The following is a 25,136-nucleotide window of genomic DNA, read 5'->3' on the forward strand; positions in this document are numbered from 1 at the left end:
CGCCGGCCAAGCGATAGCCGGCAGATGAGCGCCCCCTGCCATCCGCTCCCCAGCCTTGCCCCCGCTTATGGGAGCAGGGCTAGGGTAGGCTTCACCTCTCCTCCACCACCAGAGACGCCGGCGCACTGCCCAGCGCCTGCCAGCTCGGCCGGTACATCGACTCCACCTGCGGCGGCGGTACGCGGTAGCTGCCCGGGGTCACCGCGCGGGCCAGGTAGAGCAGGTGGGTAGTGCCGTAGCCGTCCACGTCCAGCGCCGCCACGTAACGGTCGCCGCGGTATTCCTGGTGCTTGATCCGCGCGTTCTGCATCGCCTGGCGCCATTCCTTGACCTGGCTGCCGGCCTCATCCAGGCTCGCCGCGCTCTGCGCCAGGTTCTGGTTCTCCAGCTCCAGGCCGGCGGGCAGCAGGTCCACCACCAGGGCGTCCGGCACGCGCTGCTTGGCGCGCACCGCCAGGTGCACCAGCACCAGCTCGCCGCTCGTCAGCCGCTGCAGGTCGAGCGGGCGGCCGTCCATGCCCAGATATTCGCGCTCGATGCTGAGGTTGTCGCCGCCGGCCGCCGGCGGCTGCGCCGGGTAGCCGGACAGGGTCAGCTGCTGGTAGAGCTTGGCACTGCCGGCATTGCTGACGCTCAGCGGCTCGGCCAGCTCGCCGCGTTCCAGCTTGATGCCCGGTTGCCGCTCGCTCAGGTCGAACTGGAAGGCACCACTGGAAAGCGCAGCGCGCCAGGGCTGCTCCGGCTGGCCGAGCAGGCCGCGACCGGCGAGGAACAGGGCGTTGCGCTCCTGGGTCGACAGCCAGCGCTGGCCGGCCAGCTCGTCGGCCAGGTCGAACAGCCGCTGCTCGCGCTGGCCGGCGGCCAGGTCGTGTTCCTCCAGCACGGAGAGGATCAGCGCCTGGTCGCGCAGCGCGCTGCCGTAGTCGGCCATCCAGCGCTCGCCGTCGCGCGGCTGGATCAGGCCCTGGGCCAGCGCCTGCTCGCCGCGCGGCGCGTCGCCCATCAGCTTCAGCGCAGCCGCCAGCTGCACCAGCGGCAGGCCGGAACGCGCCTCGCTGCGCCGCTCGAACAGGCTGCGCAGCGCGCCCAGCGGCGCCTGCTGGCTGCGCGCCAGGACGTAGCCGGCATAAGCCTGCACGGCGAAGCGGGTGTGGGCGAAGTCCTCGCTGTAACTGGCCTCGATCAGGCTGCTCTGCTGCAGGTAACGCAGCAGACGGTCGCTGGCCTTCTTCAGCGCCTCGGCCGGCACGCCGAAGCCCTGCTCGCGGGCACGCAGGAGGAAATCGGTGACATAGGCGGTGAGCCAGTATTCCTCTTCGCTCTCGGCGCTCCACAGGCCGAAGCCGCCGCTGTGGCGCTGCATGCCGAGCAGACGTTCGATGCCCAGCTCGATGCTCTTGCGGCGCTGCTCGTCCGGCTCGCCTGCCAGGCCGAGACGCTCGAGGCTGGCGGCGTCGGCGTAGAGCGAGGGGTAGAGGCCGCTGGTGGTCTGCTCCAGACAGCCGTAGGGGTAAGCCTTGAGCGCGCGGATCTGCTCGCCGAGGTTCAGCGGCGGCCGGCTCGACAGCGCCAGCAGCGCTTCCAGCCCGGCCGGCTCGAACGCCGCCAGGCTGCCGGCCGGCAGGCTCCAGGGCTCGCCCTCGCCGAGCACCGCACGGAAATGCCGCAGCTGCGCCGGATAGGCCGGGCGAATGCCCAGGGTCCATTCGCGGCTGAAGTCGCCGAGTTCCTCACCCGGCAGCGCCAGACCCTGCACCTCGACATGGATACGCCCCTGGCCCAGGCCGCCCTCGGCGCGCACCGGGATGCGCAGGGTGGTGCGCTGGCCGTCGGCCAGCTGGATCGGCGCCTCGCCGCGCTGCAGCAGGCGCAGCTGGCCATCCACGTCCACCCGTACGTCGAGCTGCTGCTCGGCGCCGGAGAGGTTGGTCAAATCCAGCGCCAGGCTGGTTTCGTCGCCGCCAGCGAGAAAGCGCGGCATCGACAGCTCGGCGATCAGCGGCGCGGCGACCAGCGTCTTGGCCTCGGCCATGCCGAAGCGCTCGTCGCTCCAGGCCTGCGCCATCAGGCGCAGCTCGCCGTTGAAGTCGGGAATATCCAGGCTGACTTCGCCCTCGCCCTGCTCGCTGAGCTGCAGCGCTTCGCTCTGCAGGGCGACGATCAGCACGCTGGTGTCCGGGCGCTTGCCGCCGGCGGCCAGGCCGGCGTCGCCGCCGAAGGCCAGGCTGGCCAGGCGGCCCTGCCCCTCGATCAGCTGGCCGTAGACGTCCAGCTGATCGGCGCCGTAGGCCTTGCGCCCGAAGAAACTGGCGAAGGGATCGGGGGTGGCGTAATCGGTGATATTGAGGATGCCCACATCCACCGCGGCGACCAGCACCCGCACTTTCTCGGGGATGCTGCCGTCGGCGTTGCGCGCACTGACCTTGACCTTCAGCGGCTGCTTGGGTCGCATCTTTTCCGGCGCCTCGAGGGTCAGCGCCAGCTGGCGCGGCGCACGCTGCAGCGGCAGGTGCAGCAGGCCGACGGCGCGCTTGGGCGTGACCTGCGCCTTGCGCTCGCCGGGGCGCACCACCTGGGCGCTGAGATACAGGTCGTGACGCGCCCAGGCCGGGTCTATGGGCAGTTCGAAGGTCTTGCCTGCCGCCGGCACGCTGATTTCCTGCCACCACAGCGGCCCCTCGCTGGATTCCAGCAACAGGTAGCCGCTGCCGGCGGCCGGCGGGGTGACGCTGATCCTGGCCACATCGCCCGCCGCATAGGCCGGCTGGTCCAATGCCAGCTTGACCTGGTCCGGACGCACCGCGCCGCCCTCGGCGTTGTCCTGCCAGCGGTAGCCGGCCCAGAAGCGCAGGCTGCTGAGCAGGCCGGTGCGGTTGTCCACCAGCTCGACCCGGTAGGGGCCCCACTCCACCGGGAAGCTGACCTTGGCGGTGCCGCCGGCCTCGATGCTCAGCGGCTCCTCGCTGAGGGTGAGGAACTTCTCGTTGAAGTTGTGCCGCCAGCCCTCACCGTCGGAGAAGCTCCAGAAGTAGTCGCGGCGCTCGCGCACCAGGCGCACGGTCAGGTCGTCGGCGGCCAGCTTGTTGCCGGCGGCATCGGCCACCAGCAGCTCGAACTCGGCCAGGCTGTCGGCATCCACCTCCTCGCCGTCGAACAGCCCGCGCAGCCCCGGCAGACGCTCGGCCGGCCATACCGGCTGGACGATGCGCCGGGTGATCGGCCGGCCGCCGGATTCCTGCAGGCTGGCCTGGAGGATCAGGCGCAGCGGCGATTTGGCCTCGCCCCAGCGGTTTTCCGGGCGCAGCACGGCACGGCCCTGGTCGTCGAGACTGATCTCGTCGAGTTCCTGATCCTGAGTCAGATCGGCCTCGGTGACGTCGCCGAACTGATAGCCCGGCAGGCTCGCCACCGCCTCGCGCAGCGGCCGCACGTAGAGCTGGCCGGTCAGGCGGTTGCCGGCGGCCGGCGCGCCGTAGAGGTAGCGGCCGGTCACGGCGAACTCGGGATTGTCGCCCGGCGCATAGGGCTGCTCGCGGCCCTTGAGTTCCAGGGCCAGGCGTTCGGGGAGGAAGTCCTCGACGAGAAACTCGTACAGCTGCGGGCTGCCGTCGCCGAGGTCGAGCAGCAGCTGCCAGCGCCCGGTGGGCGCCTCCTCGGCCAGCTGCAGCTGGTACTGGTAGAGGCCACCCTCGTCCGCCGTCCAGACGAACTTGCGGCTGACCTGCTCGTCCGGCCGGCGCACCTCGACGCTCACCGGCTGGGCCTTGACCGGCTTGCCGTCGGCGTCGCGCAGCAGGGCATTGAGCAGCACCGTCTCGCCGGGGCGATAGAGGTCGCGCGGGCCGAACACGAACAGCTGCAGCGGATGCGCCTTGGGCCCGGCGATATCGAATTCGGCCAGGTCCAGCGCCGGTGCATTGAGGCGCAGCAGGCTGGTCTGCTCGCCCTGCTTGGCCAGCAGCAACTGGGCCTTGGCCGGCAGCGGCAACTGGGCGTGACCGGCGGCGTCGGTCTTGCCCTCGGCGAGCAGCGCGCCGTCGCCATCGAGCAGCTCGAGCTGCACCCCGGCCTGCGCCTGGCCACCTTCCAAGGCCTGGGTGAAGACATCGAGACGGTCGCGGTAGCGGTGCGCGGACAGGCCGATGTCGCTCAGGGAAAACAGCGTCGCCGGCTGCGAATAGCTGTAGCTGCCGGCCTCGCGCATCACCGCCAGGTACACCCCGGGCTGCTTGAACGGCTCCAGGCCGGCGATCGGCAGCAGCAGGGTCTCGCGCGTGTTGCGCGCCGGGTTGAGGTCGAAACGTCCGCCGTAGACCAGCTCGGCCATCGGCAGCAGCTCGCGCGCCTCCCAGGTGTCGAGGTTGCTGCTGCGCCCCCAGCGGGCGAGGAAGCCCGGCAGCGCCTCGGGCTTGATGCGGAAGAACTCGACGTTGACCTTGTCGACGTTCAGCGCGATCACCGGCAGGCCCTCGGCCAGGCGGGTCGGCAGCAGCGAGCCGCGGCTGGCGAAACCGACGCTGGCCTGCAGGTCGCGGGTCTCGAGGCGGCTGACGTGCTCGGCGGCAAGCTTGGCGCCATTGATGCCGCGCAGGCCGGCGTCGATGGTCAGCACCAGCTTGCGCTTGGGCTCCAGGTGGCGCAGGCGCAGTTCGCTCAGGTTTTCGGACAGTTCCCAGGCGCCGTCGACCTTGCCGTCCTTGCTGTCGACCAGGTGCAGGCGCTCGGCGAAGGGCTGGTCGGGATCGAGCGGCACGGAGAAGGTCACCGACAGCGCGCTGGCGCCGTCCAGTTGCACCTCGGACACGTCGACCACCTCCAGTTCGCGACCGGCATGGCGCGCGGCCAGCGCGGCGCGATCCACCGCCGGCTGCGGCGGGCGCTGCTGCTCGGCCGCGGGCACGGTGCTGGTGACGGTGGCGGGGTCCTGGGATGAATCGCAGGCGCTGAGCAGGCTCAGGGCGAGGGCCAGAAGCAGTCCTTTGTTCGGCATTGCGGGCTCCGGTATAGGGGGGGCGCAGAGAACCCCAACTATAGCCGAGCGCCTACCCAGGGAGGAGGCGCGGCGGCGAAAGCGCCAAGCCGCGCACAGCTCCCTGGCCCAAGCACGACGACGATTTCAGCCGCGGTTCAATGGCACAGCTCGCAGACCTCGGCATTGGGCGCCAGGGTGAAGAAGTCGTCCATCGACATATGCACCAGGTTCTCGTGGTCGCCGGCCTCCAGGTAGACGTCCGCCAGCCGCGCCAGTTGCGGGTCGATCAGCATGTCCAGGCCGTACAGCGCGCCGAGCGCCGGCACCGCGCCGCGCTGGCAGTCCTTGAACAGGCCGACCAGGTTCTGCTCGCCGCTGAGCTGCCAGCGCTGGCTGCCCTTGCGCACCTTGTCCAAATCCAGCTTGCGGTTGGCCGGCAGCACGGCCATCAGGTAGTGGCCGCGGCGGTCGTCGAGGATCACCGGCTTGGCCATGCGCGCGGCAGGAATGTGCGCCTTGCGCGCCGCCTCCAGGCTGGTGGCCGAGGGCTCGTGCTCGATCAGTTTGTAATCGCAATGCGCCCGCTGCAGATGGCGCTCCAGGGTTTCGGCCATACGCATGATCCACCTCCTCGGTCGCCGCAGCGACGCTTGGTTGACTGGCCCTGGAAAAAGTCTAGCCAGGGCGGCAGGCAGGCGAAGGTGCGGTTGCTGCTATGACCAGACGGCGATAGCAGCAAAGGTACTAACGCCGCCTATAATCGCCGCTTTGCCGGAGCCGCCCATGTCCGCCCTGCTCGACGCCTGGCGCCACGCCCCGACCCGGCGCCGGGTCTGGGCCCTGGCCGCGCCGATGATTCTCTCCAACCTGTCGGTGCCACTGGTGGCGCTGGTCGACAGCGCCGTGGTCGGTCACCTGCCGCACGCCCACCAGCTGGCGGCGGTGGCGGTGGGCGGCAGCCTCTATACCCTGCTGACCTGGGCCATGGGCTTTCTGCGCATGGGCAGCACCGGCTTCGCCGCCCAGGCCGCCGGCCGCGGCGACGGCGGCGCGCTGCGCCAGGTGCTGCTGCAGGGCCTGCTGCTCGGCGTGCTGCTGGCGCTGCTGCTGGCCGTGCTGGCGATCCCCTTCAGCGGCGCCGCGCTGGGTCTGATGCGGCCATCGGCGGCACTGGACGCGCTGGCCCGCGAGTATTTCCAGATCCGCCTGTTCGGCCTGCCTGCGGCCCTGGCGAGCTACGCCCTAGTCGGCTGGCTGCTGGGCACGCAGAACGCGCGTGGGCCGCTGGCGATTCTGCTCACCGCCAACCTGCTCAACGTGGCCCTGGACCTGTGGTTCGTGCTCGGCCTGCAGTGGGGCGTGGCCGGCGCGGCCTGGGCCTCGGTGATCGCCGAATGGAGCGCCGCGCTGCTCGGCCTGTGGCTGGCGCGCCGCGCCCTGACCCGCTACCCCGGGCAGTTCGAGCGCGCGGCGCTGAAGCGCTGGAGTAGCTGGCGACCGCTGCTGGCGGTCAACCGCGACATCTTCATCCGCACCCTGGCGCTGCAGCTGGTGTTCTTCCTGATCACCGTGCAGGGCACCCGCCTGGGCGACGCCACGGTGGCGGCCAACGCCCTGCTGCTCAACGGCCTGCTGCTCACCGCCCACGCCCTCGACGGCCTGGCCCATGCGGTCGAGGCGCTGTGCGGCCATGCCCTCGGCGCCCGCGACCGCGCCGCGCTGCGCCGCTCGCTGCTGGTAGCCGGGGCCTGGTCGCTGCTGGCCAGCCTCGGTTTCGCCCTGTTCTTCCTGTTCGGCGGGCACTGGTTCATCGGCCTGCAGACCGATATCGCCGCGGTGCGCGACACCGCACTGCAGTACCTGCCCTACCTGGCGCTGCTGCCGCTGCTGGCGGTATGGAGCTACCTGCTCGACGGCCTGTTTATCGGCGCCACCCGGGCCAAAGAAATGCGCGACGCCATGCTGATCGCCCTGGCGCTGGCCCTGCCGCTGGGCTGGGCGCTGCAGGCGCTGGGCAACCACGGCCTGTGGCTGGCCTTTCTCGCCTTCATGGGGCTGCGAAGCCTGGTGCTGGCTGGCTATGCTTGGCACTTGAGTCGTCGCGACCGCTGGTTCGCCCCACCGCCAGCAGGAGAGACCGCCCCTGCTCAGCGCTGAGCTGCCGCACAACGAAGCCCAGCGCCAACAGGCCCTGCAGCGCACCGACCAGGCGCTGTACCGGGCCAAGCGCGGCGAACTCGCCGCAACCGATCAATAACCCGCAAGGAGCACTCGATGGCCGCCGCACTCGTCGCCTATCTGCACTTTCTGGCGATCTTCGCCCTGTTCGCCCTGCTCAGCGTCGAGCACGTGCTGTTCAAGGCGCCGCTGGATCTGCGCCGCGCGCGCAGCCTGATGCTCACCGACCTGGCCTACGGTATCTGCGCCGGCCTGGTGCTGCTCACCGGCCTCGCGCGGGTGCTGTGGTACGGCAAGGGCTGGGCCTACTACCTGCACAACAGCCTGTTCCACGCCAAGGTGGGGCTGTTCATTCTGGTCGGCCTGCTGTCGATCCTGCCTACCGTGGTCTTCCTCAACTGGCGCCCGGCGCTCAAGACCGGCCGGGTGCCGGAGCCCAGCGCCCGGCAGGTCGTCCTGGTGACCTGGTGCATTCGCCTGGAGTTGCTGCTGCTGTTGCTGCTGCCGCTACTGGCGGCGCTGCTGGCGCGGGGTTATGGAGTGATCGGCTAACGAATCGGCGGCCAGGTGCCGCCACCCTGGCCGGCGGCGGGGTTTCACCCGCCGCACAGAAACCTGGCCCGGATGCAATCCGGGGCCGAGCGCGGCGTTCCCGCATTGCCTCCGGCGGCGCTTACAGCCCCTGCAGGGCGTCGAGCAGCGCCTGGTTCTGCTCCGGCGCACCGATGCTGATGCGCAGGAACTGGGCGATGCGCTGCTGCTTGAAGTGACGCACTATCACGCCCTGCTCGCGCAGGCCGGCGGCCAGGGTGGCGGCGTCCTTGTCCGGGTGGCGGGCGAAGACGAAGTTGGCGGCCGACGGCAGCACCTCGAAACCCAGGCCCCGCAGCCCGGCGACCACCGCCTCGCGGCTGGCGATCACCTGCTGGCAGGTCTGCTCGAAATAGGCGCGGTCGTCGAAGGCCGCCGCCGCGCCAGCGATGGCCATGCGATCGAGCGGGTAGGAGTTGAAGCTGTTCTTGATCCGCTCCAGCGCTTCGATCAGCTCCGGGTGGCCGACCGCGATGCCCACGCGCAGCCCGGCCAGCGAGCGCGACTTGGACAGGGTCTGGGTGACCAGCAGGTTCGGGTACTTGTCGACCAGGGCGATGGCGCTCTGGCCGCCGAAATCGATGTAGGCCTCGTCCACCAGCACCACCGAATCCGGATTAACCTGCAGCAGCCGCTCGATGGCGTCGAGCGCCAGCAGGCAGCCGGTCGGCGCGTTGGGGTTGGGGAAGATGATGCCGGCATTGGGCCGGGCGTAATCCTCGATGCGGATCTGGAAGTCATCGTCGAGCGGCAGCGCCTCGAACTCGATGCCGTACAGGCCACAGTAGACCGGGTAGAAGCTGTAGGTGACGTCCGGGAATAGCAGCGACTTGCCGTGTTGGAACAGACCGTGGAAGGCGTGCGCCAGCACCTCGTCGGAGCCGTTGCCGACGAACACCTGGGCGGTGCTCACGCCGTAGTAGTCGGCGACCGCCTGCTTCAGGCGTTCGCCGTTGGGGTCCGGGTACAGGCGCAGGTTGTCGTTCAGCTCGGCCTGCATCGCGGCGATGGCCTTGGGCGACGGGCCGTAGGGGTTTTCGTTGGTGTTGAGCTTGACCAGCTTGCTCAGCTTGGGCTGCTCGCCCGGCACGTAGGGCACCAGGTCTTTGACGAAGGGGCTCCAGAACTTGCTCATCTGCCCTTCTCTCCTCGAATGCGTGGGGTGCGTCGGCGCACCCTGGGTAATCAGAAGGCGCGCACGGCGCACCCTAGCTCACTTGATGCGGTATTCCGCGCTGCGCGCATGGGCGGTCAGCGACTCGCCGCGGGCCAGCACCGAGGCGCTCTTGCCCAGCTCCGAGGCGCCGTCCGGCGAGCAGAAGATAATCGACGAGCGCTTCTGGAAGTCGTACACCCCCAGTGGCGAGGAAAAACGCGCGGTACCGGAGGTGGGCAGCACGTGGTTGGGGCCGGCGACGTAATCGCCCAGCGCCTCGGCGGTATAGCGGCCCATGAAGATCGCGCCGGCATGACGAATCTGCGGCAGCCAGGCCTCCGGGTCGGCCACCGACAGCTCCAGGTGCTCGGGGGCGATGCGGTTGGCCACCTCGATGGCCTGGGCCATGTCGGCGACCTGAATCAGCGCGCCACGGCCTTCCAGCGAGGTGCGGATGATCTCGGCCCGCTCCATGCTCGGCAGCAGTTTGGCGATGCTTGCGGCAACGCGGTCGAGGAAGGCGGCGTCGGGACTGACCAGGATCGACTGAGCGTCCTCGTCGTGCTCGGCCTGGGAGAACAGGTCCATGGCGATCCAGTCCGGATCGGTCTGGCCGTCGCACACCACCAGAATTTCAGAAGGCCCGGCGATCATGTCGATGCCGACCTTGCCGAACACGTGGCGCTTGGCGGTGGCCACGTAGATATTGCCGGGGCCGACGATCTTGTCCACCGGCGGCACGCTCTCGGTGCCATAGGCCAGCGCCGCCACGGCCTGGGCGCCGCCGATGGTGAACACGCGGTCGACGCCGGCGATGGCGGCCGCGGCCAGGACGATCTCGTTGATCTCGCCGCGCGGGGTCGGCACCACCATCACCACCTCGGGCACGCCGGCGACCTTGGCCGGAATCGCATTCATCAGCACCGAGGACGGATAGGAGGCCTTGCCACCCGGCACGTACAGGCCGGCGCGATCCAGCGGGGTGACCTTCTGCCCCAGCACGGTGCCGTCGGCCTCGCTGTAGCGCCAGGAATCCTGTTTCTGCCGCTCGTGGTAGCTGCGCACGCGCTCGGCCGCGACTTCCAGCGCCTGGCGCTGCGCGGGGGAAATACGTTCGAGGGCCAGTTCCAGGCGCTCGCGCGGCAGGATCAGGTCGGCCATGCTGGCGACCTCCAGGCCATCGAAACGCTGGGTGTATTCGACCAGCGCGGCATCGCCCCGCTCGCGCACGGCCTGGATGATCTCCAGCACGCGCTGGTTGACGCCATCGTCGGACACACTCTCCCAGCTCAGCAGATGATCCAGGTGTCGGGCGAAGTCCTGGTCAGCGGCGTTGAGTCGGCGAACAGCAATGGGAGCGGTCATGGCAAAGCCTCGTGTAATGGCAAATCTCAGGCGCCGCTAGAGTAGCAAGCCCACCGTGCGGGCACCTGAGAATTTGGCTATGACACGGATAGGCTGCGGGATGTCAGCTGGTATGTCGCGCCTCGACGGCGCCGCGCAGGGTCTCGATCAGCGCCTGGATACGGGCGTGCTGCATCTTCATCGAGGCCTTGTTGACGATCAGGCGCGAGCTGATGGTGGCGATCAGCTCCTGCGGCTCCAGACCGTTGGCGCGCAGGGTGTTGCCGGTGTCGACCACGTCGATGATCTTGTCGGCCAGGCCCACCAGCGGTGCAAGCTCCATCGAGCCGTAGAGCTTGATGATGTCGACCTGACGGCCCTGCTCGGCGTAGTAGCGCTTGGCGACGTTGACGAACTTGGTGGCCACGCGCAGGCGGCCCTTGGGCTCCGGCGCGCCGACCTTGCCGGCGGTCATCAGCTTGCACTGGGCGATCTGCAGGTCCAGCGGTTCGTACAGGCCCTGGCCGCCGTATTCCATCAGCACGTCCTTGCCGGCCACGCCGAGATCCGCGGCGCCATGCTCGACATAGGTCGGCACGTCGGTGGCGCGTACGATCAGCAGGCGCACGTCATCCTGGGTGGTGGGGATGATCAGCTTGCGGCTCTTGTCCGGATTCTCGGTCGGCTCGATGCCCGCGGCCGCCAGCAGCGGCAGGGTGTCGTCGAGGATGCGGCCTTTGGACAGGGCGATGGTCAGCATGGAGCGGTTTCCTTGAACGGCAACGGCCACTCCGACAAGGAGCGGCCATACGGCAGTGGACGCGAGCGCTTAGCCCGGTACGCGGCGAATCTTGGCGCCGAGCAGCTGCAGCTTCTCTTCGATGCACTCGTAGCCACGGTCGATGTGGTAGATGCGGTCGATCAGGGTATCGCCCTCGGCCATCAGCGCCGCCAGCACCAGGCTGGCCGAGGCGCGCAGGTCGGTGGCCATGACCGGCGCCCCCTTGAGCTGCTCTACCCCGGTGACGATGGCGGTGTTGCCCTCGACCAGGATATTGGCGCCCATGCGCAGCATCTCGTAGACGTGCATGAAGCGGTTCTCGAACACCGTTTCGATGACCGTGCCGGTGCCTTCGGCCACCGCATTGAGGGCGATGAACTGCGCCTGCATGTCGGTGGGGAAGGCCGGATAGGGCGCGGTGCGCAGGTTGACCGCCTTGGGTCGCTTGCCCTTCATGTCCAGCTCGATCCAGTCCGGACCGGTGCTGATCTCGGCGCCGGCTTCCTGCAGCTTGGCCAGCACGGCCTCCAGGGTCGAGGGATCGGCGTCCTTGACCTTGACCCGGCCGCCGGTGATGGCCGCGGCCACCAGGTAGGTGCCGGTTTCGATACGGTCGGGCATCACGCTGAAGCGCGCGCCGTGCAGGCGCTCGACTCCGTCGATGACGATGGTGTCGGTGCCGGCGCCCTGGATCTTGGCGCCCATGGCGTTCAGGCAGTTGGCCAGGTCGACCACTTCCGGCTCGCGCGCGGCGTTTTCCAGCACGCTGCGGCCCTTGGCCAGGGTCGCGGCCATCATGATGTTCTCGGTGCCGGTGACGCTGACCACGTCGAAGAAGAAGTGCGCGCCGCGCAGGCCACCTTCCGGCGCCTTGGCCTTGATGTAGCCGCCTTCCACGTCGATCTGCGCGCCCATGGCCTCGAGGCCGCGGATGTGCAGGTCGACCGGGCGCGAACCGATGGCGCAGCCGCCGGGCAGGGCCACCTCGGCCTCGCCGAAGCGGGCCACCATAGGCCCGAGCACCAGGATCGAGGCACGCATGGTCTTGACCAGCTCGTAGGGCGCGACCAGGGTCTTGATCGACCGCGCGTCGACTTCCACCGACAGCTTCTCGTCGATCACCGGCTCGATGCCCATGCGGCCGAACAGCTCGATCATGGTGGTGATGTCGTGCAGGTGTGGCAGGTTGCAGATGGTCACCGGGGCGTCGCCCAGCAGGGTCGCCGCGAGGATCGGCAGGGCGGAGTTCTTCGCCCCGGAAATGCGGATTTCGCCATCGAGGCGAGCGCCGCCGGTAATGATCAGTTTGTCCATAGGAGTCTCGTCGCCCGCAGGCTCAGGAACGCGCGGCCCAATCGGCCTGGCTGAAGAATTTCATGGTCACGGCGTGGATGCTGCCATCGGCGATCCAGGCATTGAGGTGGGCATAGATCTGCTGCTGGCGTTTGACCGGGCTGAGAGCGGCCAGTTCGTCGCTGATCAGGTTGAGCTGGAAGTTGCAGCCTTCGCCTTCGACTTCCACCTGGGTATTCGGGAGTTTTTCCTCTAGGAGGCTTTTCACTTCTGCAGCCTGCATGCTCGACCTCGATTGACGCATATCGGGCTACCTGCGCCCGCGGGTCGGCCATCATACAAAAAAGCCCCCCGCCTGCGAACCCCGCATGAGGCAGCGCTGACGGAGGGTTTGTGCGCCATTCGGCGCTTGCGCCCCTCGCTGCGCCGTCAGCCGGCGCTGCCCGCGTCCTGCAGCGGCAACAGCTCCAGCAGGCCGCAGACCTGGGCGATCTCGCGCATGTCCGCGGGCAGGCCGCCGATGACCAGCGTCTTGCCCGCTGCCTGGGCGTCGCGCAGGAAGGCCAGCAGCAGGGCCAGGCCGACGCTGCTGGATTTCTCCACCGTGGCGCAGTCGACCAGCAACTGCGCCGCGCTGCTGGCAGCGATCAGCCGCGCGCCCCGCTCGCGCAGGGCGGGACCGGTGGAATAGTCGAGCACGCCGGCCAGCTGCAGCTGGCCCGGTGCGCGCTCATCGATGCTCGCCTGACTCACGACTCACCCTTGGCTTCGCGCGCCTTGGCCACGGTATCGGCCCAGGTGTCGATGACCTTGTCCAGGTCGTTGCGATTGTTCTGCATGGACTGGGCGAACTGGTCGCGGAACAGCTTGCCGACGTTGATGCCGTTGATGATCACGTTGCGCAGCTTCCAGGTGCCGTCCTGCGCCACCATGGTGTAGGACAGCGGATAGACCACGCCCTTGCCGTCCTTGATCTCCATGTTCACCGCGGCGCGCTGCGGGTCCTGCTGGCCGGCCACCGGCAGCACGCGGATGTCCTGGTTGTTGTATTCGAGCAGGGCGTTGCCATAGAACTGCATCAGGCTGCGCTTGAAGTTCTCCTGGAAGCGCGCCATCTGCTCGGGCGAGGCCTGGCGCGAGTAGCGCACGGTCATCACCCCGCGGGAGATGCCGTCGACGTCCACCACCGGGCCGAGGATGTCGTTGAGCGCCTGGTAGAAGGCCGCCGGATCGCTGCGGTACTGCTCCTTGTTGGCCTTGAGATCGGCCAGCAGGGTGTCGGTGGTCTGCTGCACCACCTCGTGGGCGCTGGGCGCGGCCAGTGCCAGCAGCGGCATGGCGGCGAGCAGCGCGAGCAGGGAATTACGCAAGGTCTTGAGCATGGATCGGCCCCTCATCAATTGGCTTCGTCTTTATTGACCGAATTGAGCAGGAATTTGCCAATCAGGTCTTCCAGCACCAGCGCCGACTGGGTGTCGTGGATGGTGCCGCCGTCTTTCAGCACCGCCTCCTCGCCGCCGACGCTGATGCCGATGTACTTCTCGCCGAGCAGGCCGGCGGTGAGGATCGACGCGGTGGAGTCCTCCGGCAGGTTGTCCACCCGGCCTTCCAGCTCCATGGTCACGCGGCCCAAGTAATTGTCGCGATCCAGGTCGATGGCGGTGACCTTGCCGATGGTCACCCCGGCCATGGTCACCTTGGCGCGCACGGTGAGCCCGGCGATGTTGTCGAAATAGGCGTAGACCCTGTAGGTATCGGCCGCGCTGCCGACGCTCAGGCCGCTGACGCGCAGGGCCAGCAGCAGCAGGGCCAGCAGACCGGCCATAAGGAACAGGCCGACACCAATCTCCAGCGTGCGGTTTTGCATCAGAAATCTCCAAACATCAAAGCGGTCAGAATGAAATCCAGGCCGAGCACGGCCAGCGAGGCGTACACCACGGTGCGCGTGGTGGCGCGGCTGATGCCTTCGGACGTGGGCTCGCAGTCGTAGCCCTGGAACACGGCGATCCAGGTGACCACGAAGGCGAAGACGACGCTCTTGATCACGCCGTTGAGCACGTCGTCATGAAAGGAAACGCTGTTCTGCATGTTGGCCCAGAACGAGCCTTCGTACACCCCCAGCCAGTCGATGGCGACCATCGCCCCGCCCCAGATGCCGACCACACTGAAGATCATCGCCAGCAGCGGCATGGAGATGAAGCCGGCCCACAGGCGCGGCGCGATGATGTACTTGAGCGGATCGACGCCGATCATCTCCAGGCTCGACAGCTGCTCGGTGGACTTCATGTTGCCGATCTCGGCGGTCAGCGCCGAGCCGGCGCGCCCGGCGAACAGCAACGCGGTGACCACCGGGCCGAGCTCGCGCAACAGGGTCAGGGCGACCATCTGCCCCACCGCCTGCTCGGAACCGTAGTCGACCAGGATGTTGTAACCCTGCAGGGCCAGCACCATGCCGATGAACACGCCGGAGACGACGATGATCGCCAACGACATCACGCCGACGGCGAACAGTTGCTTGACCAGCAGCTGAAACGGCTTGCCGGCGACGTTGCGGCCGAGCAACGCGTGCAGCAGGAACAGCACAGAGCGCCCCAGGGTCGCCACCACATCGATACCCGCACGACCGAACAGGCGCAGCCGTTCGAGCGGAGCAATTCTACGCATCAGTTTTTCCCCAACAGATCGTCGCGATAATCCGGCGCCGGGAAATGGAACGGCACCGGGCCATCCGGAATGCCCTTCATGAACTGGCGGATGCGCGGGTTATCCGATTCCATCAGCTCGGCCGGCGTGCCCTGGCCGAGCACCTGGGCATCACCGACCACATAGATGTAGTCGGCGATGCTCGCAGTTTCCGCCAGGTCGTGCGACACCACCACGCTGGTGATGCCCAGGGCGTCGTTGAGCAGACGGATCAGGCGCACCAGCACGCCCATGGCGATGGGGTCCTGGCCGACGAACGGCTCGTCGTACAGCAGGATCTGCGGGTCCAGGGCAATCGCTCGGGCCAACGCCACGCGCCTTTTCATGCCGCCGGACAGCTCGTCCGGCATCAGCTCGATGGCGCCGCGCAGGCCGACCGCCTGCAGCTTCATCAGCACGATGTCGCGGATCATCTCGTCCGGCAGCTGGGTGTGCACGCGCAGCGGAAAGGCCACGTTCTCGAACACGTCGAGGTCGGTGAACAGGGCGCCGCTCTGGAACAGCACGCCCATCTGCTTGCGCATGTCGAACAGCTCGTCGCGCGACAGCTTCGGCAGGCTGACGCCACCCACCCGGACATCGCCGGCGGACGGCCGCAGCTCGGCGGCGATCAGGCGCAGCAAGGTGGTCTTGCCACAACCGGACGGCCCCATGATACCGGTGACCTTGCCGCGCGGAATGCGGATATCGACATTGTCGAAGATATCCCGCGAACCGCGCTGAAAACTGACGCCCTGCAACTCGATCGCGTAATCGTGCTCGGCGCTCATCTGAACTCCTTGAAAATCAAGCCTTCCTGGCAGACGCCGCCTCCCGAAGCGGGGACACGCGCCTGCAAGACGAGCCGAAATGGCCGCGGACTATAGCATTTGCCGCCGATGCCGCCCAAGAGCGGCGCCGTCCGGCGTTCAGACTTGCGACAGCATTGGCGTTCGCCAGGCGATCAGGACAGGTGAGCGCGGCGCCCTTTCCCGCTATAATCCCCGTCTTTTTCGTCCGACAGCCTCGCCGAGCATGAACCAGACCCGCGACCTGATAGATTCCGCGCAACGCACCATTCGCCTCGAAATCGAGGCGGTGCAAGAGCTGCTGCCCCGCATCGACGCCAATTTCGTCAAGGCCTGCGAGCTGATCCTGGCCTGCCAGGGCCGCGTGGTAGTGGTCGGCATGGGCAAGTCCGGGCATATCGGCAACAAGATCGCCGCCACCCTGGCCAGCACCGGCACCACGGCGTTCTTCGTCCACCCGGCCGAGGCCAGCCACGGCGACATGGGCATGATCACCCGCGACGACATCGTCCTGGCCCTGTCCAACTCTGGCTCCACCGCCGAGATCGTCACCCTGCTGCCCTTGATCAAGCGCCTCGGCATTCGCCTGATCAGCATGACCGGCAACCCGGACTCGCCGCTGGCCAAGGCCGCCGAAGTCAATCTCGACGCCCGCGTCACCCAGGAGGCCTGCCCGCTGAACCTGGCGCCGACTTCCTCCACCACCGCCAGCCTGGTGCTCGGCGACGCCCTGGCCATCGCCCTGCTGGAAGCGCGCGGCTTCACCGCCGAAGACTTCGCCTTCTCCCATCCCGGCGGCGCCCTCGGCCGGCGTCTGCTGCTCAAGGTGGAAAACGTCATGCACGCGGGCGAGGCCCTGCCGCGGGTGAACCGCGGCACCAGCCTGCGCGACGCCCTGCTGGAAATGACCCAGAAGGGCCTGGGCATGACCGTGGTGCTGGAAGACGACGGCCGCCTGGCCGGCATCTTCACCGACGGCGACCTGCGCCGCACCCTGGACAAGGGCATCGACGTGCGCCAGGCGCTGATCGACGAGGTGATGACCCCGCACGGCAAGACCGCCCGCGCCGAAATGCTCGCCGCCGAGGCGCTGAAGATCATGGAAGACCACAAGATCAACGCCCTGGTGGTGGTCGACGAGCAGGACCAACCGGTCGGCGCGCTGAACATGCACGACCTGCTGCGCGCGGGGGTGATGTGATGAACGACCTGTTGCGCCGCGCCCGCGCGATCAAGCTGGCAATCTTCGACGTCGACGGCGTGCTCACCGATGGCCGCCTGTACTTCCTCGAGGACGGCAGCGAGTTCAAGACCTTCAACACCCTGGACGGCCACGGCATCAAACTGCTGATCGCCTCCGGCGTGCGCACCGCGATCATCAGCGGGCGCAAGACCCCGGTGGTCGAGCGCCGCGCCAACAATCTCGGCATCCAGCACCTGTTCCAGGGCCGCGAGGACAAACTCGTGGTGCTCGACGGCCTGCTCGCCGAACTGGGCCTAAGCTACGAGCAGGTCGCCTACCTGGGCGACGACCTGCCGGATCTTCCGGTGATTCGCCGGGTCGGATTGGGCATGGCCGTGGCCAGCGCCGACGCCTTCGTCCGCCAGCATGCCCATGGCGTGACCCAAGCGCGTGGCGGCGACGGCGCGGCGCGGGAATTCTGCGAACTGATCATGCGTGCCCAGGGCACGCTGGATGCGGCCCAAGCCGCCTACCTGTAGAGCACAGCATGCTGCGTAAAGCCCTCAACTACCTGATCTTCGCCCTGATCGCCGTCGTGGTCGCGGCGCTCGGCTACTGGAACATCGCTCCCGACGGCGACCGCCAGGCTCAGCCGGCAGACAGCGACAACGCCGTGGACTTCTACGTGGTCGGCGCGCGCACCGTGCAGTTCCAGGACGACGGCAAGCTGCACTACCGCATGACCGCGGACAAGCTCGAGCACGTCAAGGCCAGCGACATCACCCTGGTCAGCATGCCCAAGCTCGACCTGTACCGCGGCAGCGAACTGCCGTGGAAGGTCACCAGCCAGCGCGCCGAGGTCTCCCCCGGCGGCGTCGAGGTGGAACTGATCGACGACGTGCGCGTCGCCCGCACCGACGCCAAGGGCCGCCCGACCATCATCACCAGCAGCCGCATGACCGTGATTCCCGACAAGGAATATGCGCAGACCGAGCAAGCCGTTAGAATCGTCGCGGCCAACGGGGTGACCACGGCACAAGGAATGAAAGCGTACTTGAACGACGGCAGGATGCTCCTGCAGTCCAACGTAAGAGGCCAGCATGAGGTTCGTTAACACCCTCCCCCTGATTCTCAGCCTCGGCGCCGCATTGGGAAGCGCGGCGGCCTGGGCCCTGCCGTCCGACCGCGAGCAGCCGATCCGCATCCAGGCCGACAGCGCCGAGCTGGACGACAAGCAGGGCGTGGCGGTCTACCGCGGCTCCGTGATCATCACCCAGGGCACCCTGAAGATCACCGGCGACACCGTGACCATCACCCAGACCGCCAGCGGCGACATCGACGTGTTCACCTCGGTAGGCAAACCGGCCTACTACGAGCAAAAGCCGGCGGCGGACAAGGAAATCGTCAAGGCCTACGGCCTGACCATCCAGTATTTCGCCAGCAACGAACGCATCGTGCTGATCGACCAGGCCAAGGTGATCCAGGAAGGCAACACCTTCGAGGGCGAGAAGATCGTCTACGACACCCAGCGCCAGATCGTCAACGCCGGCCGTGCCACGGGCACCAACGTCAGCGTGCCGCGCCCGCGTATCGACATGATCATCCAGCCGAAGAACAAACCCGCGGACCAGCAGGCACAGCAGTAATGGCCATTCTCAAAGCCCAACACCTGGCCAAGAGCTACAAGGGCCGCCAGGTCGTCCGCGACGTCAGCCTGAGCATCGAGAGCGGGCAGATCGTCGGCCTGCTCGGCCCCAACGGCGCCGGCAAGACCACCTGCTTCTACATGATCGTCGGCCTGGTGCGCGCCGATCAGGGCCGCGTGCGCATCGACGACCTCGACGTCAGCCACCAACCCATGCACGGCCGCGCCCGCGCCGGGATCGGCTACCTGCCGCAGGAAGCCTCGATCTTCCGCAAGCTGTCGGTGGCCGACAACATCATGGCCATCCTCGAGACGCGCAAGGACCTGGACCGCGCCGGCCGCCAGGCGGAGCTGGAAAACCTGCTGCAGGAATTCCACATCCACCACATCTCAGGCAGCCTCGGCATGAGCCTGTCCGGCGGCGAGCGCCGCCGCGTGGAAATCGCCCGCGCCCTGGCCACCAACCCCAAGTTCATCCTGCTCGACGAGCCCTTCGCCGGCGTCGACCCGATCTCGGTGGGCGACATCAAGCAGATCATCCACCACCTCAAGACCAAGGGCATCGGCATCCTGATCACCGATCACAACGTGCGCGAGACCCTGGACATCTGCGAAACCGCCTACATCGTCAACGACGGCCAGCTGATCGCCGAGGGCGACGCCGAGACCATCCTCGCCAACCAGACGGTGAAAGAGGTGTACCTGGGCCACGAATTCCGCCTGTAGCTCGCCCGCTATTTCACTACAGAAATATGGCAAGCCCTAGGCAAAGCCGAGAAGTTCAGGCATATAATTTGCTTCCTGGTGGCGCCGCGGCGCCCTGTAGTGGAAGGCGTAACCCGCCGGTGAATTAAGGTCTGCAATGAAACCATCGCTAGTCCTCAAGATGGGCCAGCAGCTGACGATGACCCCGCAGCTGCAACAGGCTATCCGCCTCCTCCAACTGTCGACCCTGGACCTGCAACAGGAAATCCAGGAGGCACTGGAGTCCAACCCCATGCTCGAGCGCCAGGAAGACGGCGACGACTTCGACAACAGCGACCCCATGGCCGACGGCGCGGAAAGCGCCGCGCCCACCCCGAGCAAGGAAGACAGCTACCAGGAAACGACCCCCACGGTCGACAACCTGGAAGAGGGCGAATGGGGCGAACGCATCCCCAACGAGCTGCCGGTCGATACCGCCTGGGAAGACGTCTACCAGACCAGCGCCAGCAGCCTGCCGAGCAACGACGACGACGAGTGGGACTTCACCACCCGCACCTCCAATGGCGAGAGTCTGCACAGTCACCTGCTCTGGCAACTGAATCTGGCGCCGATGTCGGACAAGGATCGACTGATCGCCGCCACCCTGATCGACTGCATCAACAACGACGGCTACCTGGAAGAAAGCCTCGAGGAAGTCGCCGAATCCTTCGACCCCGAGCTGGACGTCGAGCTGGACGAGGTGGAAGTGGTGCTGCACCGCATCCAGCAGTTCGAGCCGGCCGGCATCGGCGCTCGCGACCTGCGCGAATGCCTGCTGCTGCAACTGCGCCAGCTGCCCGCCGGCACGCCCTGGCTGAGCGAAACCCAGCGCGTGGTCGGCGACTACCTGGAGCTGCTCGGCAGCCGCGACTACGCCCAGCTGATGCGCCGCAGCAAGCTCAAGGAAGACGAGCTCAAGCAGGTCATCGACCTGATCCAGCGCCTCAACCCGCGCCCGGGTTCGCAGATCGAGTCCAGCGAGCCGGAGTACGTGGTGCCCGACGTCATCGTGCGCAAGCACAACGACCGCTGGCTGGTGGAGCTGAACCAGGAGGCCATGCCGCGCCTGCGGGTCAACCCGCAGTACGCCGGCTTCGTCAAACGCGCCGACTCCAGCGCCGACAACACCTTCATGCGCAACCAGCTGCAGGAAGCGCGCTGGTTCATCAAGAGCCTGCAGAGCCGCAACGAGACGCTGATGAAGGTCGCCACGCAGATCGTCGAGCACCAGCGCGGCTTCCTCGACTACGGCGACGAGGCGATGAAGCCCCTGGTACTGCACGATATCGCCGAGGCGGTGGGCATGCACGAGTCGACCATCTCGCGGGTCACCACGCAGAAGTTCATGCACACCCCGCGCGGCATTTACGAGCTGAAATACTTCTTCTCCAGCCACGTCAGCACTGCCGAGGGGGGCGAATGCTCGTCCACCGCGATCCGCGCCATCATCAAAAAACTGGTTGCCGCAGAAAACGCGAAAAAGCCGTTGAGCGACAGCAAGATCGCTGGTTTACTGGAGGCACAAGGCATCCAAGTCGCCCGTCGGACAGTCGCCAAGTACCGCGAATCCCTCGGCATAGCGCCCTCCAGCGAGCGCAAGCGACTGATGTAGGCCAGATCGATTGGAAGCCTCTCGCTTCCAAGCCAAAGTGTTCCGGCGGCGGGTCGTATAGGACCCGCCTCTTACACAAGGCAACAAGGAGAAAGCGGTATGCAAGTCAACATCAGTGGACACCAGCTGGATGTGACCGACGCCCTGCGTGACTATATCGGCGAGAAACTCGGCCGATTGGAACGCCACTTCGACAAGATCACCAACGTTCAGGTGACCATGGAGGTCGAGAAGCTCAAGCAGAAGATCGAAGCTACCCTGCACGTCGCCGGCGGCGAGGTCGTCGCCAACGCCGAACACCAAGACATGTACGCCGCCATCGACCTGTTGGCCGACAAACTCGACCGTCAACTCATCAAGCACAAGGAAAAGCAGCTCGAACGCCTGCAAGGCGCCACGGCCCGCTGACATTCCCCATCCATGATCCGACTTGAAAACATCCTGACCCCCGGCCGTTCCCTGGTGAACGTGCCGGGCGGCAGTAAGAAACGCGTGCTCGAACAGATCGCCAACCTGGTGGCACGCGACCTGCCCGACCTGGATGCCCAGGACATCTTCGAAAGCCTGATCGCCCGCGAGAAGCTCGGCTCCACCGGCTTCGGCAACGGCATCGCCATTCCCCACTGTCGCCTGGCCGGCTGCAGCGCGCCGATCAGCGCGGTGCTGCGCCTGGACACCGCGGTGGACTTCGACGCCATCGACGGCGCCCCGGTCGACCTGCTGTTCGTCCTGCTAGTGCCGGAAGCGGCCACCGACGCCCACCTCGAACTGCTGCGCCAGATCGCCAGCATGCTCGACCGCCAGGACGTCCGCGAACGTCTGCGCCAGGCCCCGGCCAGCGCGGATCTGTACCAGGTGGTCGTGGACACCCAGAACGGTCAATAAGCATGCGCCTGATCATCGTCAGCGGTCGCTCCGGCTCGGGCAAGAGCACCGCCCTCGATGTACTTGAGGACAACGGCTTCTACTGCATCGACAACCTGCCCGCCGGCCTGCTGCCGGATCTGGCCGAACGCGCCCTGCTCAACACCGAGATGCTGCTGCCGCAGGTGGCGGTGTCGATCGACGCGCGCAACCTGCAGAGCCACCTCAAGCGCTTCCCGGAACTGCTCGAACAGGTGCGCCAGCGCAACATCCGCTGCGACATCCTCTACCTCGACGCCGAAGACGAGACCCTACTCAAGCGCTTCTCGGAAACCCGCAGGCGCCATCCGCTGACCGACGAGAACCGCTCGCTGGCCGAGGCCATCGCCGATGAGAGCCAGGTACTGGCGCCCATCGTCGACCTGGCCGACCTGAAGATCGACACCACCCACCTCAACCTCTACCAGCTGCGCGACAGCCTCAAGCTGCGCCTGCTGGGTCAGCCTGAGCCGGGCACCGCCTTCCTGATCGAATCCTTCGGTTTCAAGCGCGGCATGCCGGTGGACGCCGATCTGGTGTTCGACGCGCGCTGCCTGCCCAACCCCTACTGGAAGCCGGAACTGCGCGACTTCTCCGGGCTGCAGCAGCCGGTGGTCGACTACCTGGCGGCGCAACCGGAGGTCGAGGAAATGTACCAGGACATCCTCGCCTACCTGGAGAAATGGCTGCCGCGCTTCGCCGCCAGCAACCGTGCCTATGTCACCATCGCCATCGGCTGCACCGGCGGTCATCATCGCTCGGTATACCTGGCCAACCGCCTGAGCCAGGCGCTGAAAAAACCGCTGAAGAACGTCCAGGTGCGTCACCGCGACCTCAGCTAAGGAACTCCGCCGCGATGCCAGCCCGTGAAATCACCATCATCAACAAGCTCGGCCTGCACGCCCGCGCCGCCGCCAAGTTCGTCGGCGTGGCCAGCACCTACCCCTGCCAGGTGCGCATCGGTCGCTCCAGCGACAGCCTGGTGGACGGCAAGAGCATCATGGCGGTGATGATGCTGGCGGCCGGCAAGGGCACCCCGGTGCACCTGCACACCGAGGGCGAGCAGGATCACGAGGCGCTGGACGCGCTGGTCGGCCTGATCGAGAACTACTTCGAGGAAGGCGAGTAACCCCCCAAAAACCACAAGGCCACCCGCGGGTGGCCTTGTGGTTTCGGCCCATCTCAACTGCCGGCGACGGTCATCTTCTCGATCAGCACCGAGCCGGTGCAGATATTGCCGCGCCGTTCCAGGTCGCGGCCGACCGCGACGATCTGGCGGAACATGTCGCGCAGGTTGCCGGCGATGGTCACCTCCTGCACCGGGAACTGGATCTCGCCGTTTTCCACCCAGAAACCGGCGGCGCCGCGCGAATAGTCGCCGGTGACCAGGTTCAGGCCCTGGCCCATCAGCTCGGTGACCAGCAGGCCGCGGCCCATGCGTTTGAGCAGAGCGACCTGGTCCTCGTCGCCATGGCTGACGAACAGGTTGTGCACGCCGCCGGAGTTGGCCGTGCTCGGCAAGCCCAGCTTGCGTCCGGAATAGGTGCCGAGCACATAGGACACCAGCTCGCCCTTGTCGACGAAGGACTTGGCGTAGGTGGCCAGGCCGTCGCCGTCGAAGGCGGCGCTGCCCAGCGCCCGCGGCAGGTGCGGGCGCTCGTCGAGGCTCAGCCATTCGGGGAACAGGCGCTGGCCCAGCGCGCCTTCGAGGAAGGAGGAATGGCGGTACAGATTGCCGCCGGAGATCGCCGCCAGCAGGTGGCCGAACAGGCCGCCGGCCAGCTCGGCGGCGAACAGCACCGGCACCTCGCAGGTCGGCACCGGGCGCGCGCCGAGGCGGCTCACCGCGCGCAGCGCGGCGCGCCGGCCGATCTCGCCGGCGTCGGCGAGCAGCTCGCCCTGGCGGTTGACGTCGTACCAGTAGTCGCGCTGCATCTGCCCTTCGCCGCCGGCGATCATCACGCAGCTCAGGCTGTGGCGGGTGCTGGCGTAACCGCCGACGAAGCCGTGGCTGTTGCCGTAGACGCGGCAGCCCTGGTGGGTGTTGAGGCTGGTGCCGTCGGCGTTGTTGACCCGGGCATCGGCGGCAAAGGCCGCCGCCTCGCAAACCAGCGCCTGCTCCACGGCCTGCTCGGGGCTGATCGACCAGGGATGGTAGAGATCCAGCTCGGGCAGTTCGCGGGCCATCAGCGCGGCATCGGCCAGGCCGGCGCATTCGTCCTCGCTGGCGTGCCCGGCAATCGCCAGCGCTGCCGCCACCGTCTCGCGGATCGCCGCGCTGCCGGTGGCCGAGGTGCTCGCCGAGCCCTTGCGCTGGCCGACGTAGAGGGTGATGCCGAAGCCCTGATCGCGATTGAACTCGACGGTTTCCACCTCGCCCTGACGCACCGTGGTGGACAGTCCCTGGCCGACGGAGACCGCCACCTCGCAGGCGCTGGCGCCCTGGCGCTTGGCCTCGGCGAGAATCTCTTCGACCTGCGCCTGCAACTGGGGCAGGGCCTGCGGGCCGATCACCTCTACTTCACTCATAACCACTCCGATTCTCAAAATAAGCTGCAAGCCACAAGCAACAGCCGAGTCCGCTCCCATCTTGCCGCTTGAAGCGTGCGGCTTGAAGCTGCCCCTACTGCTATCATGGCGGCGTTTCCCACTGGACCCGCCCCATGTCTGATTCCTTCGACGACTTCTCCCTGGAGAAGAGTAAATCCCAGGTCAAACGCGAGCTGCATGCCCTGCAGGAACTCGGCGAGCGCCTGACCACGCTCAAGCCGGACCTGCTGGCCAAGATGCCGCTGACCGACGCCCTGCGCCGTGCCCTGGCCGAAGCGCCGAAACACACCGCCAACGCCGCGCGCAAACGCCATATCCAGTTCATCGGCAAGCTGATGCGCGAACAGGATGTCGAGGCGATCCTCGCCATGCTCGACCAGGTGGACAGCTCCACCCGCGAATACAACGAGCGCTTCCATGCCCTCGAGCGTTGGCGCGACCGCCTGATCGCCGGCGGCGACGAGGCCCTGGAAGGCTTTATCGGCCAGTACCCGGACGCCGACCGCCAGCACCTGCGCGGGCTGATCCGCCATGCCCAGCACGAGGCGGCGCACAACAAGCCGCCCGCCGCCGCGCGCAAGGTGTTCAAGTACATCCGCGAACTGGACGAAATGCAGCGCGGCCTGCGTTGATAACCTCCATCCGTAACGCCGGTAGGTTGGGCTGAGCGCAGCGAAGCCCAACAGATGTGCG

At 67.3% G+C, this 25,136-nt stretch carries 26 protein-coding genes; 13 read left to right on the plus strand and 13 right to left on the minus strand.

Going from position 1 to position 25,136, the window contains the following annotated elements; all coding sequences use genetic code 11:
- Nucleotides 1–91: 91 nt before the first annotated feature.
- Together ACW9UL_RS19000 and ACW9UL_RS19005 are read right to left on the minus strand one after the other, a co-directional pair.
- Nucleotides 92–4,990, minus strand: coding sequence for an alpha-2-macroglobulin family protein (locus tag ACW9UL_RS19000; RefSeq protein WP_457787948.1), 4,899 nt, complete (start codon nucleotides 4,988–4,990; stop codon nucleotides 92–94).
- 137 nt (nucleotides 4,991–5,127) lie between these two features.
- Nucleotides 5,128–5,592, minus strand: coding sequence for an aminoacyl-tRNA deacylase (locus tag ACW9UL_RS19005; protein WP_021445651.1), 465 nt, complete (start codon nucleotides 5,590–5,592; stop codon nucleotides 5,128–5,130).
- Between the two features lie 163 nt (nucleotides 5,593–5,755).
- Between ACW9UL_RS19005 and ACW9UL_RS19010 the strand changes: the two genes are divergently transcribed.
- Together ACW9UL_RS19010 and ACW9UL_RS19015 are read left to right on the plus strand one after the other, a co-directional pair.
- Nucleotides 5,756–7,129, plus strand: a complete 1,374-nt coding sequence (locus tag ACW9UL_RS19010; protein WP_457787949.1) for an MATE family efflux transporter — start codon at nucleotides 5,756–5,758, stop codon at nucleotides 7,127–7,129.
- Between the two features lie 117 nt (nucleotides 7,130–7,246).
- Nucleotides 7,247–7,702: a DUF2214 family protein gene (locus tag ACW9UL_RS19015; RefSeq protein ID WP_457787950.1), complete on the plus strand. Its 456-nt coding sequence runs from the start codon at nucleotides 7,247–7,249 to the stop codon at nucleotides 7,700–7,702.
- Nucleotides 7,703–7,823: 121 nt separating this feature from the next.
- Here the strand turns inward: ACW9UL_RS19015 and hisC are convergent, their stop codons facing one another.
- From hisC to ACW9UL_RS19065, 10 genes are all read right to left on the minus strand, one after another.
- Entirely contained in the window at nucleotides 7,824–8,876 is a 1,053-nt protein-coding gene (hisC, locus tag ACW9UL_RS19020) for a histidinol-phosphate transaminase (protein ID WP_457787951.1), read from the minus strand.
- Nucleotides 8,877–8,954: 78 nt separating this feature from the next.
- Nucleotides 8,955–10,262 carry a histidinol dehydrogenase gene (gene hisD, locus ACW9UL_RS19025; RefSeq protein ID WP_457787952.1) on the minus strand — a complete coding sequence of 436 codons (1,308 nt, stop codon included), beginning with the start codon at nucleotides 10,260–10,262 and terminating at the stop codon, nucleotides 8,955–8,957.
- A 103-nt stretch (nucleotides 10,263–10,365) separates the two neighbouring features.
- Nucleotides 10,366–11,001, minus strand: a complete 636-nt coding sequence (gene hisG, locus ACW9UL_RS19030; protein ID WP_021445567.1) for an ATP phosphoribosyltransferase — start codon at nucleotides 10,999–11,001, stop codon at nucleotides 10,366–10,368.
- A gap of 69 nt (nucleotides 11,002–11,070) precedes the next feature.
- Complete coding sequence (murA, locus tag ACW9UL_RS19035; protein WP_397497930.1) at nucleotides 11,071–12,336, minus strand: UDP-N-acetylglucosamine 1-carboxyvinyltransferase; 1,266 nt, start codon at nucleotides 12,334–12,336, stop codon at nucleotides 11,071–11,073.
- Between the two features lie 22 nt (nucleotides 12,337–12,358).
- Nucleotides 12,359–12,598, minus strand: coding sequence for a BolA family protein (locus ACW9UL_RS19040; RefSeq protein ID WP_003459267.1), 240 nt, complete (start codon nucleotides 12,596–12,598; stop codon nucleotides 12,359–12,361).
- Between the two features lie 146 nt (nucleotides 12,599–12,744).
- On the minus strand, nucleotides 12,745–13,068 hold the full coding sequence (locus ACW9UL_RS19045) for an STAS domain-containing protein (protein ID WP_457787953.1): 324 nt from the start codon (nucleotides 13,066–13,068) through the stop codon (nucleotides 12,745–12,747).
- Nucleotides 13,065–13,697: an MlaC/ttg2D family ABC transporter substrate-binding protein gene (locus ACW9UL_RS19050; RefSeq protein ID WP_397497928.1), complete on the minus strand. Its 633-nt coding sequence runs from the start codon at nucleotides 13,695–13,697 to the stop codon at nucleotides 13,065–13,067. The genes ACW9UL_RS19045 and ACW9UL_RS19050 overlap by 4 nt, the downstream gene beginning before the upstream one ends.
- Before the next feature lie 14 nt (nucleotides 13,698–13,711).
- Nucleotides 13,712–14,182: an outer membrane lipid asymmetry maintenance protein MlaD gene (gene mlaD, locus ACW9UL_RS19055; protein ID WP_021445571.1), complete on the minus strand. Its 471-nt coding sequence runs from the start codon at nucleotides 14,180–14,182 to the stop codon at nucleotides 13,712–13,714.
- The gene (mlaE, locus tag ACW9UL_RS19060; protein ID WP_457787954.1) at nucleotides 14,182–14,979 is read right to left on the minus strand and encodes a lipid asymmetry maintenance ABC transporter permease subunit MlaE; all 798 of its coding nucleotides are present in this window, start codon (nucleotides 14,977–14,979) and stop codon (nucleotides 14,182–14,184) included. Before mlaE ends, mlaD begins: the two co-directional genes overlap by 1 nt.
- The gene (locus tag ACW9UL_RS19065) at nucleotides 14,979–15,788 is read right to left on the minus strand and encodes an ATP-binding cassette domain-containing protein (RefSeq protein WP_397497926.1); all 810 of its coding nucleotides are present in this window, start codon (nucleotides 15,786–15,788) and stop codon (nucleotides 14,979–14,981) included. The genes mlaE and ACW9UL_RS19065 overlap by 1 nt, the downstream gene beginning before the upstream one ends.
- Nucleotides 15,789–16,032: 244 nt before the next feature.
- Between ACW9UL_RS19065 and ACW9UL_RS19070 the strand changes: the two genes are divergently transcribed.
- The 10 genes from ACW9UL_RS19070 (at nucleotide 16,033) to ACW9UL_RS19115 (ending at nucleotide 23,022) form a co-directional block, all read left to right on the plus strand.
- The gene (locus tag ACW9UL_RS19070) at nucleotides 16,033–17,007 is read left to right on the plus strand and encodes a KpsF/GutQ family sugar-phosphate isomerase (RefSeq protein ID WP_021445574.1); all 975 of its coding nucleotides are present in this window, start codon (nucleotides 16,033–16,035) and stop codon (nucleotides 17,005–17,007) included.
- Nucleotides 17,007–17,528 (plus strand): KdsC family phosphatase, encoded by a 522-nt coding sequence (locus tag ACW9UL_RS19075; protein WP_122109016.1) that lies wholly within the window; start codon nucleotides 17,007–17,009, stop codon nucleotides 17,526–17,528. The genes ACW9UL_RS19070 and ACW9UL_RS19075 overlap by 1 nt, the downstream gene beginning before the upstream one ends.
- Nucleotides 17,529–17,536: 8 nt before the next feature.
- Nucleotides 17,537–18,103, plus strand: coding sequence for an LPS export ABC transporter periplasmic protein LptC (gene lptC, locus ACW9UL_RS19080; RefSeq protein ID WP_122109015.1), 567 nt, complete (start codon nucleotides 17,537–17,539; stop codon nucleotides 18,101–18,103).
- Nucleotides 18,090–18,635, plus strand: a complete 546-nt coding sequence (gene lptA / locus ACW9UL_RS19085; RefSeq protein WP_122109014.1) for a lipopolysaccharide transport periplasmic protein LptA — start codon at nucleotides 18,090–18,092, stop codon at nucleotides 18,633–18,635. Before lptC ends, lptA begins: the two co-directional genes overlap by 14 nt.
- Entirely contained in the window at nucleotides 18,635–19,360 is a 726-nt protein-coding gene (gene lptB, locus ACW9UL_RS19090) for an LPS export ABC transporter ATP-binding protein (protein ID WP_397486402.1), read from the plus strand. Before lptA ends, lptB begins: the two co-directional genes overlap by 1 nt.
- Before the next feature lie 136 nt (nucleotides 19,361–19,496).
- Nucleotides 19,497–20,990 carry an RNA polymerase factor sigma-54 gene (locus ACW9UL_RS19095; protein ID WP_397497925.1) on the plus strand — a complete coding sequence of 498 codons (1,494 nt, stop codon included), beginning with the start codon at nucleotides 19,497–19,499 and terminating at the stop codon, nucleotides 20,988–20,990.
- A gap of 99 nt (nucleotides 20,991–21,089) precedes the next feature.
- A complete protein-coding gene (hpf, locus tag ACW9UL_RS19100) occupies nucleotides 21,090–21,398 on the plus strand; it encodes a ribosome hibernation-promoting factor, HPF/YfiA family (protein WP_003242873.1) in 309 nt (102 codons plus the stop codon).
- 12 nt (nucleotides 21,399–21,410) lie between these two features.
- Nucleotides 21,411–21,875: a PTS IIA-like nitrogen regulatory protein PtsN gene (ptsN, locus tag ACW9UL_RS19105; protein WP_457787955.1), complete on the plus strand. Its 465-nt coding sequence runs from the start codon at nucleotides 21,411–21,413 to the stop codon at nucleotides 21,873–21,875.
- A 2-nt stretch (nucleotides 21,876–21,877) separates the two neighbouring features.
- On the plus strand, nucleotides 21,878–22,735 hold the full coding sequence (rapZ, locus tag ACW9UL_RS19110) for an RNase adapter RapZ (protein ID WP_021445581.1): 858 nt from the start codon (nucleotides 21,878–21,880) through the stop codon (nucleotides 22,733–22,735).
- A gap of 14 nt (nucleotides 22,736–22,749) precedes the next feature.
- Nucleotides 22,750–23,022, plus strand: coding sequence for an HPr family phosphocarrier protein (locus ACW9UL_RS19115; RefSeq protein ID WP_021445582.1), 273 nt, complete (start codon nucleotides 22,750–22,752; stop codon nucleotides 23,020–23,022).
- A 53-nt stretch (nucleotides 23,023–23,075) separates the two neighbouring features.
- Here ACW9UL_RS19115 and pmbA read toward each other — a convergent pair whose 3' ends face one another.
- Nucleotides 23,076–24,422 carry a metalloprotease PmbA gene (gene pmbA, locus ACW9UL_RS19120; RefSeq protein WP_457787956.1) on the minus strand — a complete coding sequence of 449 codons (1,347 nt, stop codon included), beginning with the start codon at nucleotides 24,420–24,422 and terminating at the stop codon, nucleotides 23,076–23,078.
- Nucleotides 24,423–24,556: 134 nt separating this feature from the next.
- On the opposite strand from pmbA, the gene yjgA reads away from it, so the two are divergent.
- A complete protein-coding gene (yjgA, locus tag ACW9UL_RS19125; RefSeq protein ID WP_021444455.1) occupies nucleotides 24,557–25,075 on the plus strand; it encodes a ribosome biogenesis factor YjgA in 519 nt (172 codons plus the stop codon).
- The last annotated feature ends 61 nt before the right edge of the window (nucleotides 25,076–25,136 follow it).

This window comes from Pseudomonas sp. PL-6 (genome assembly GCF_054110165.1).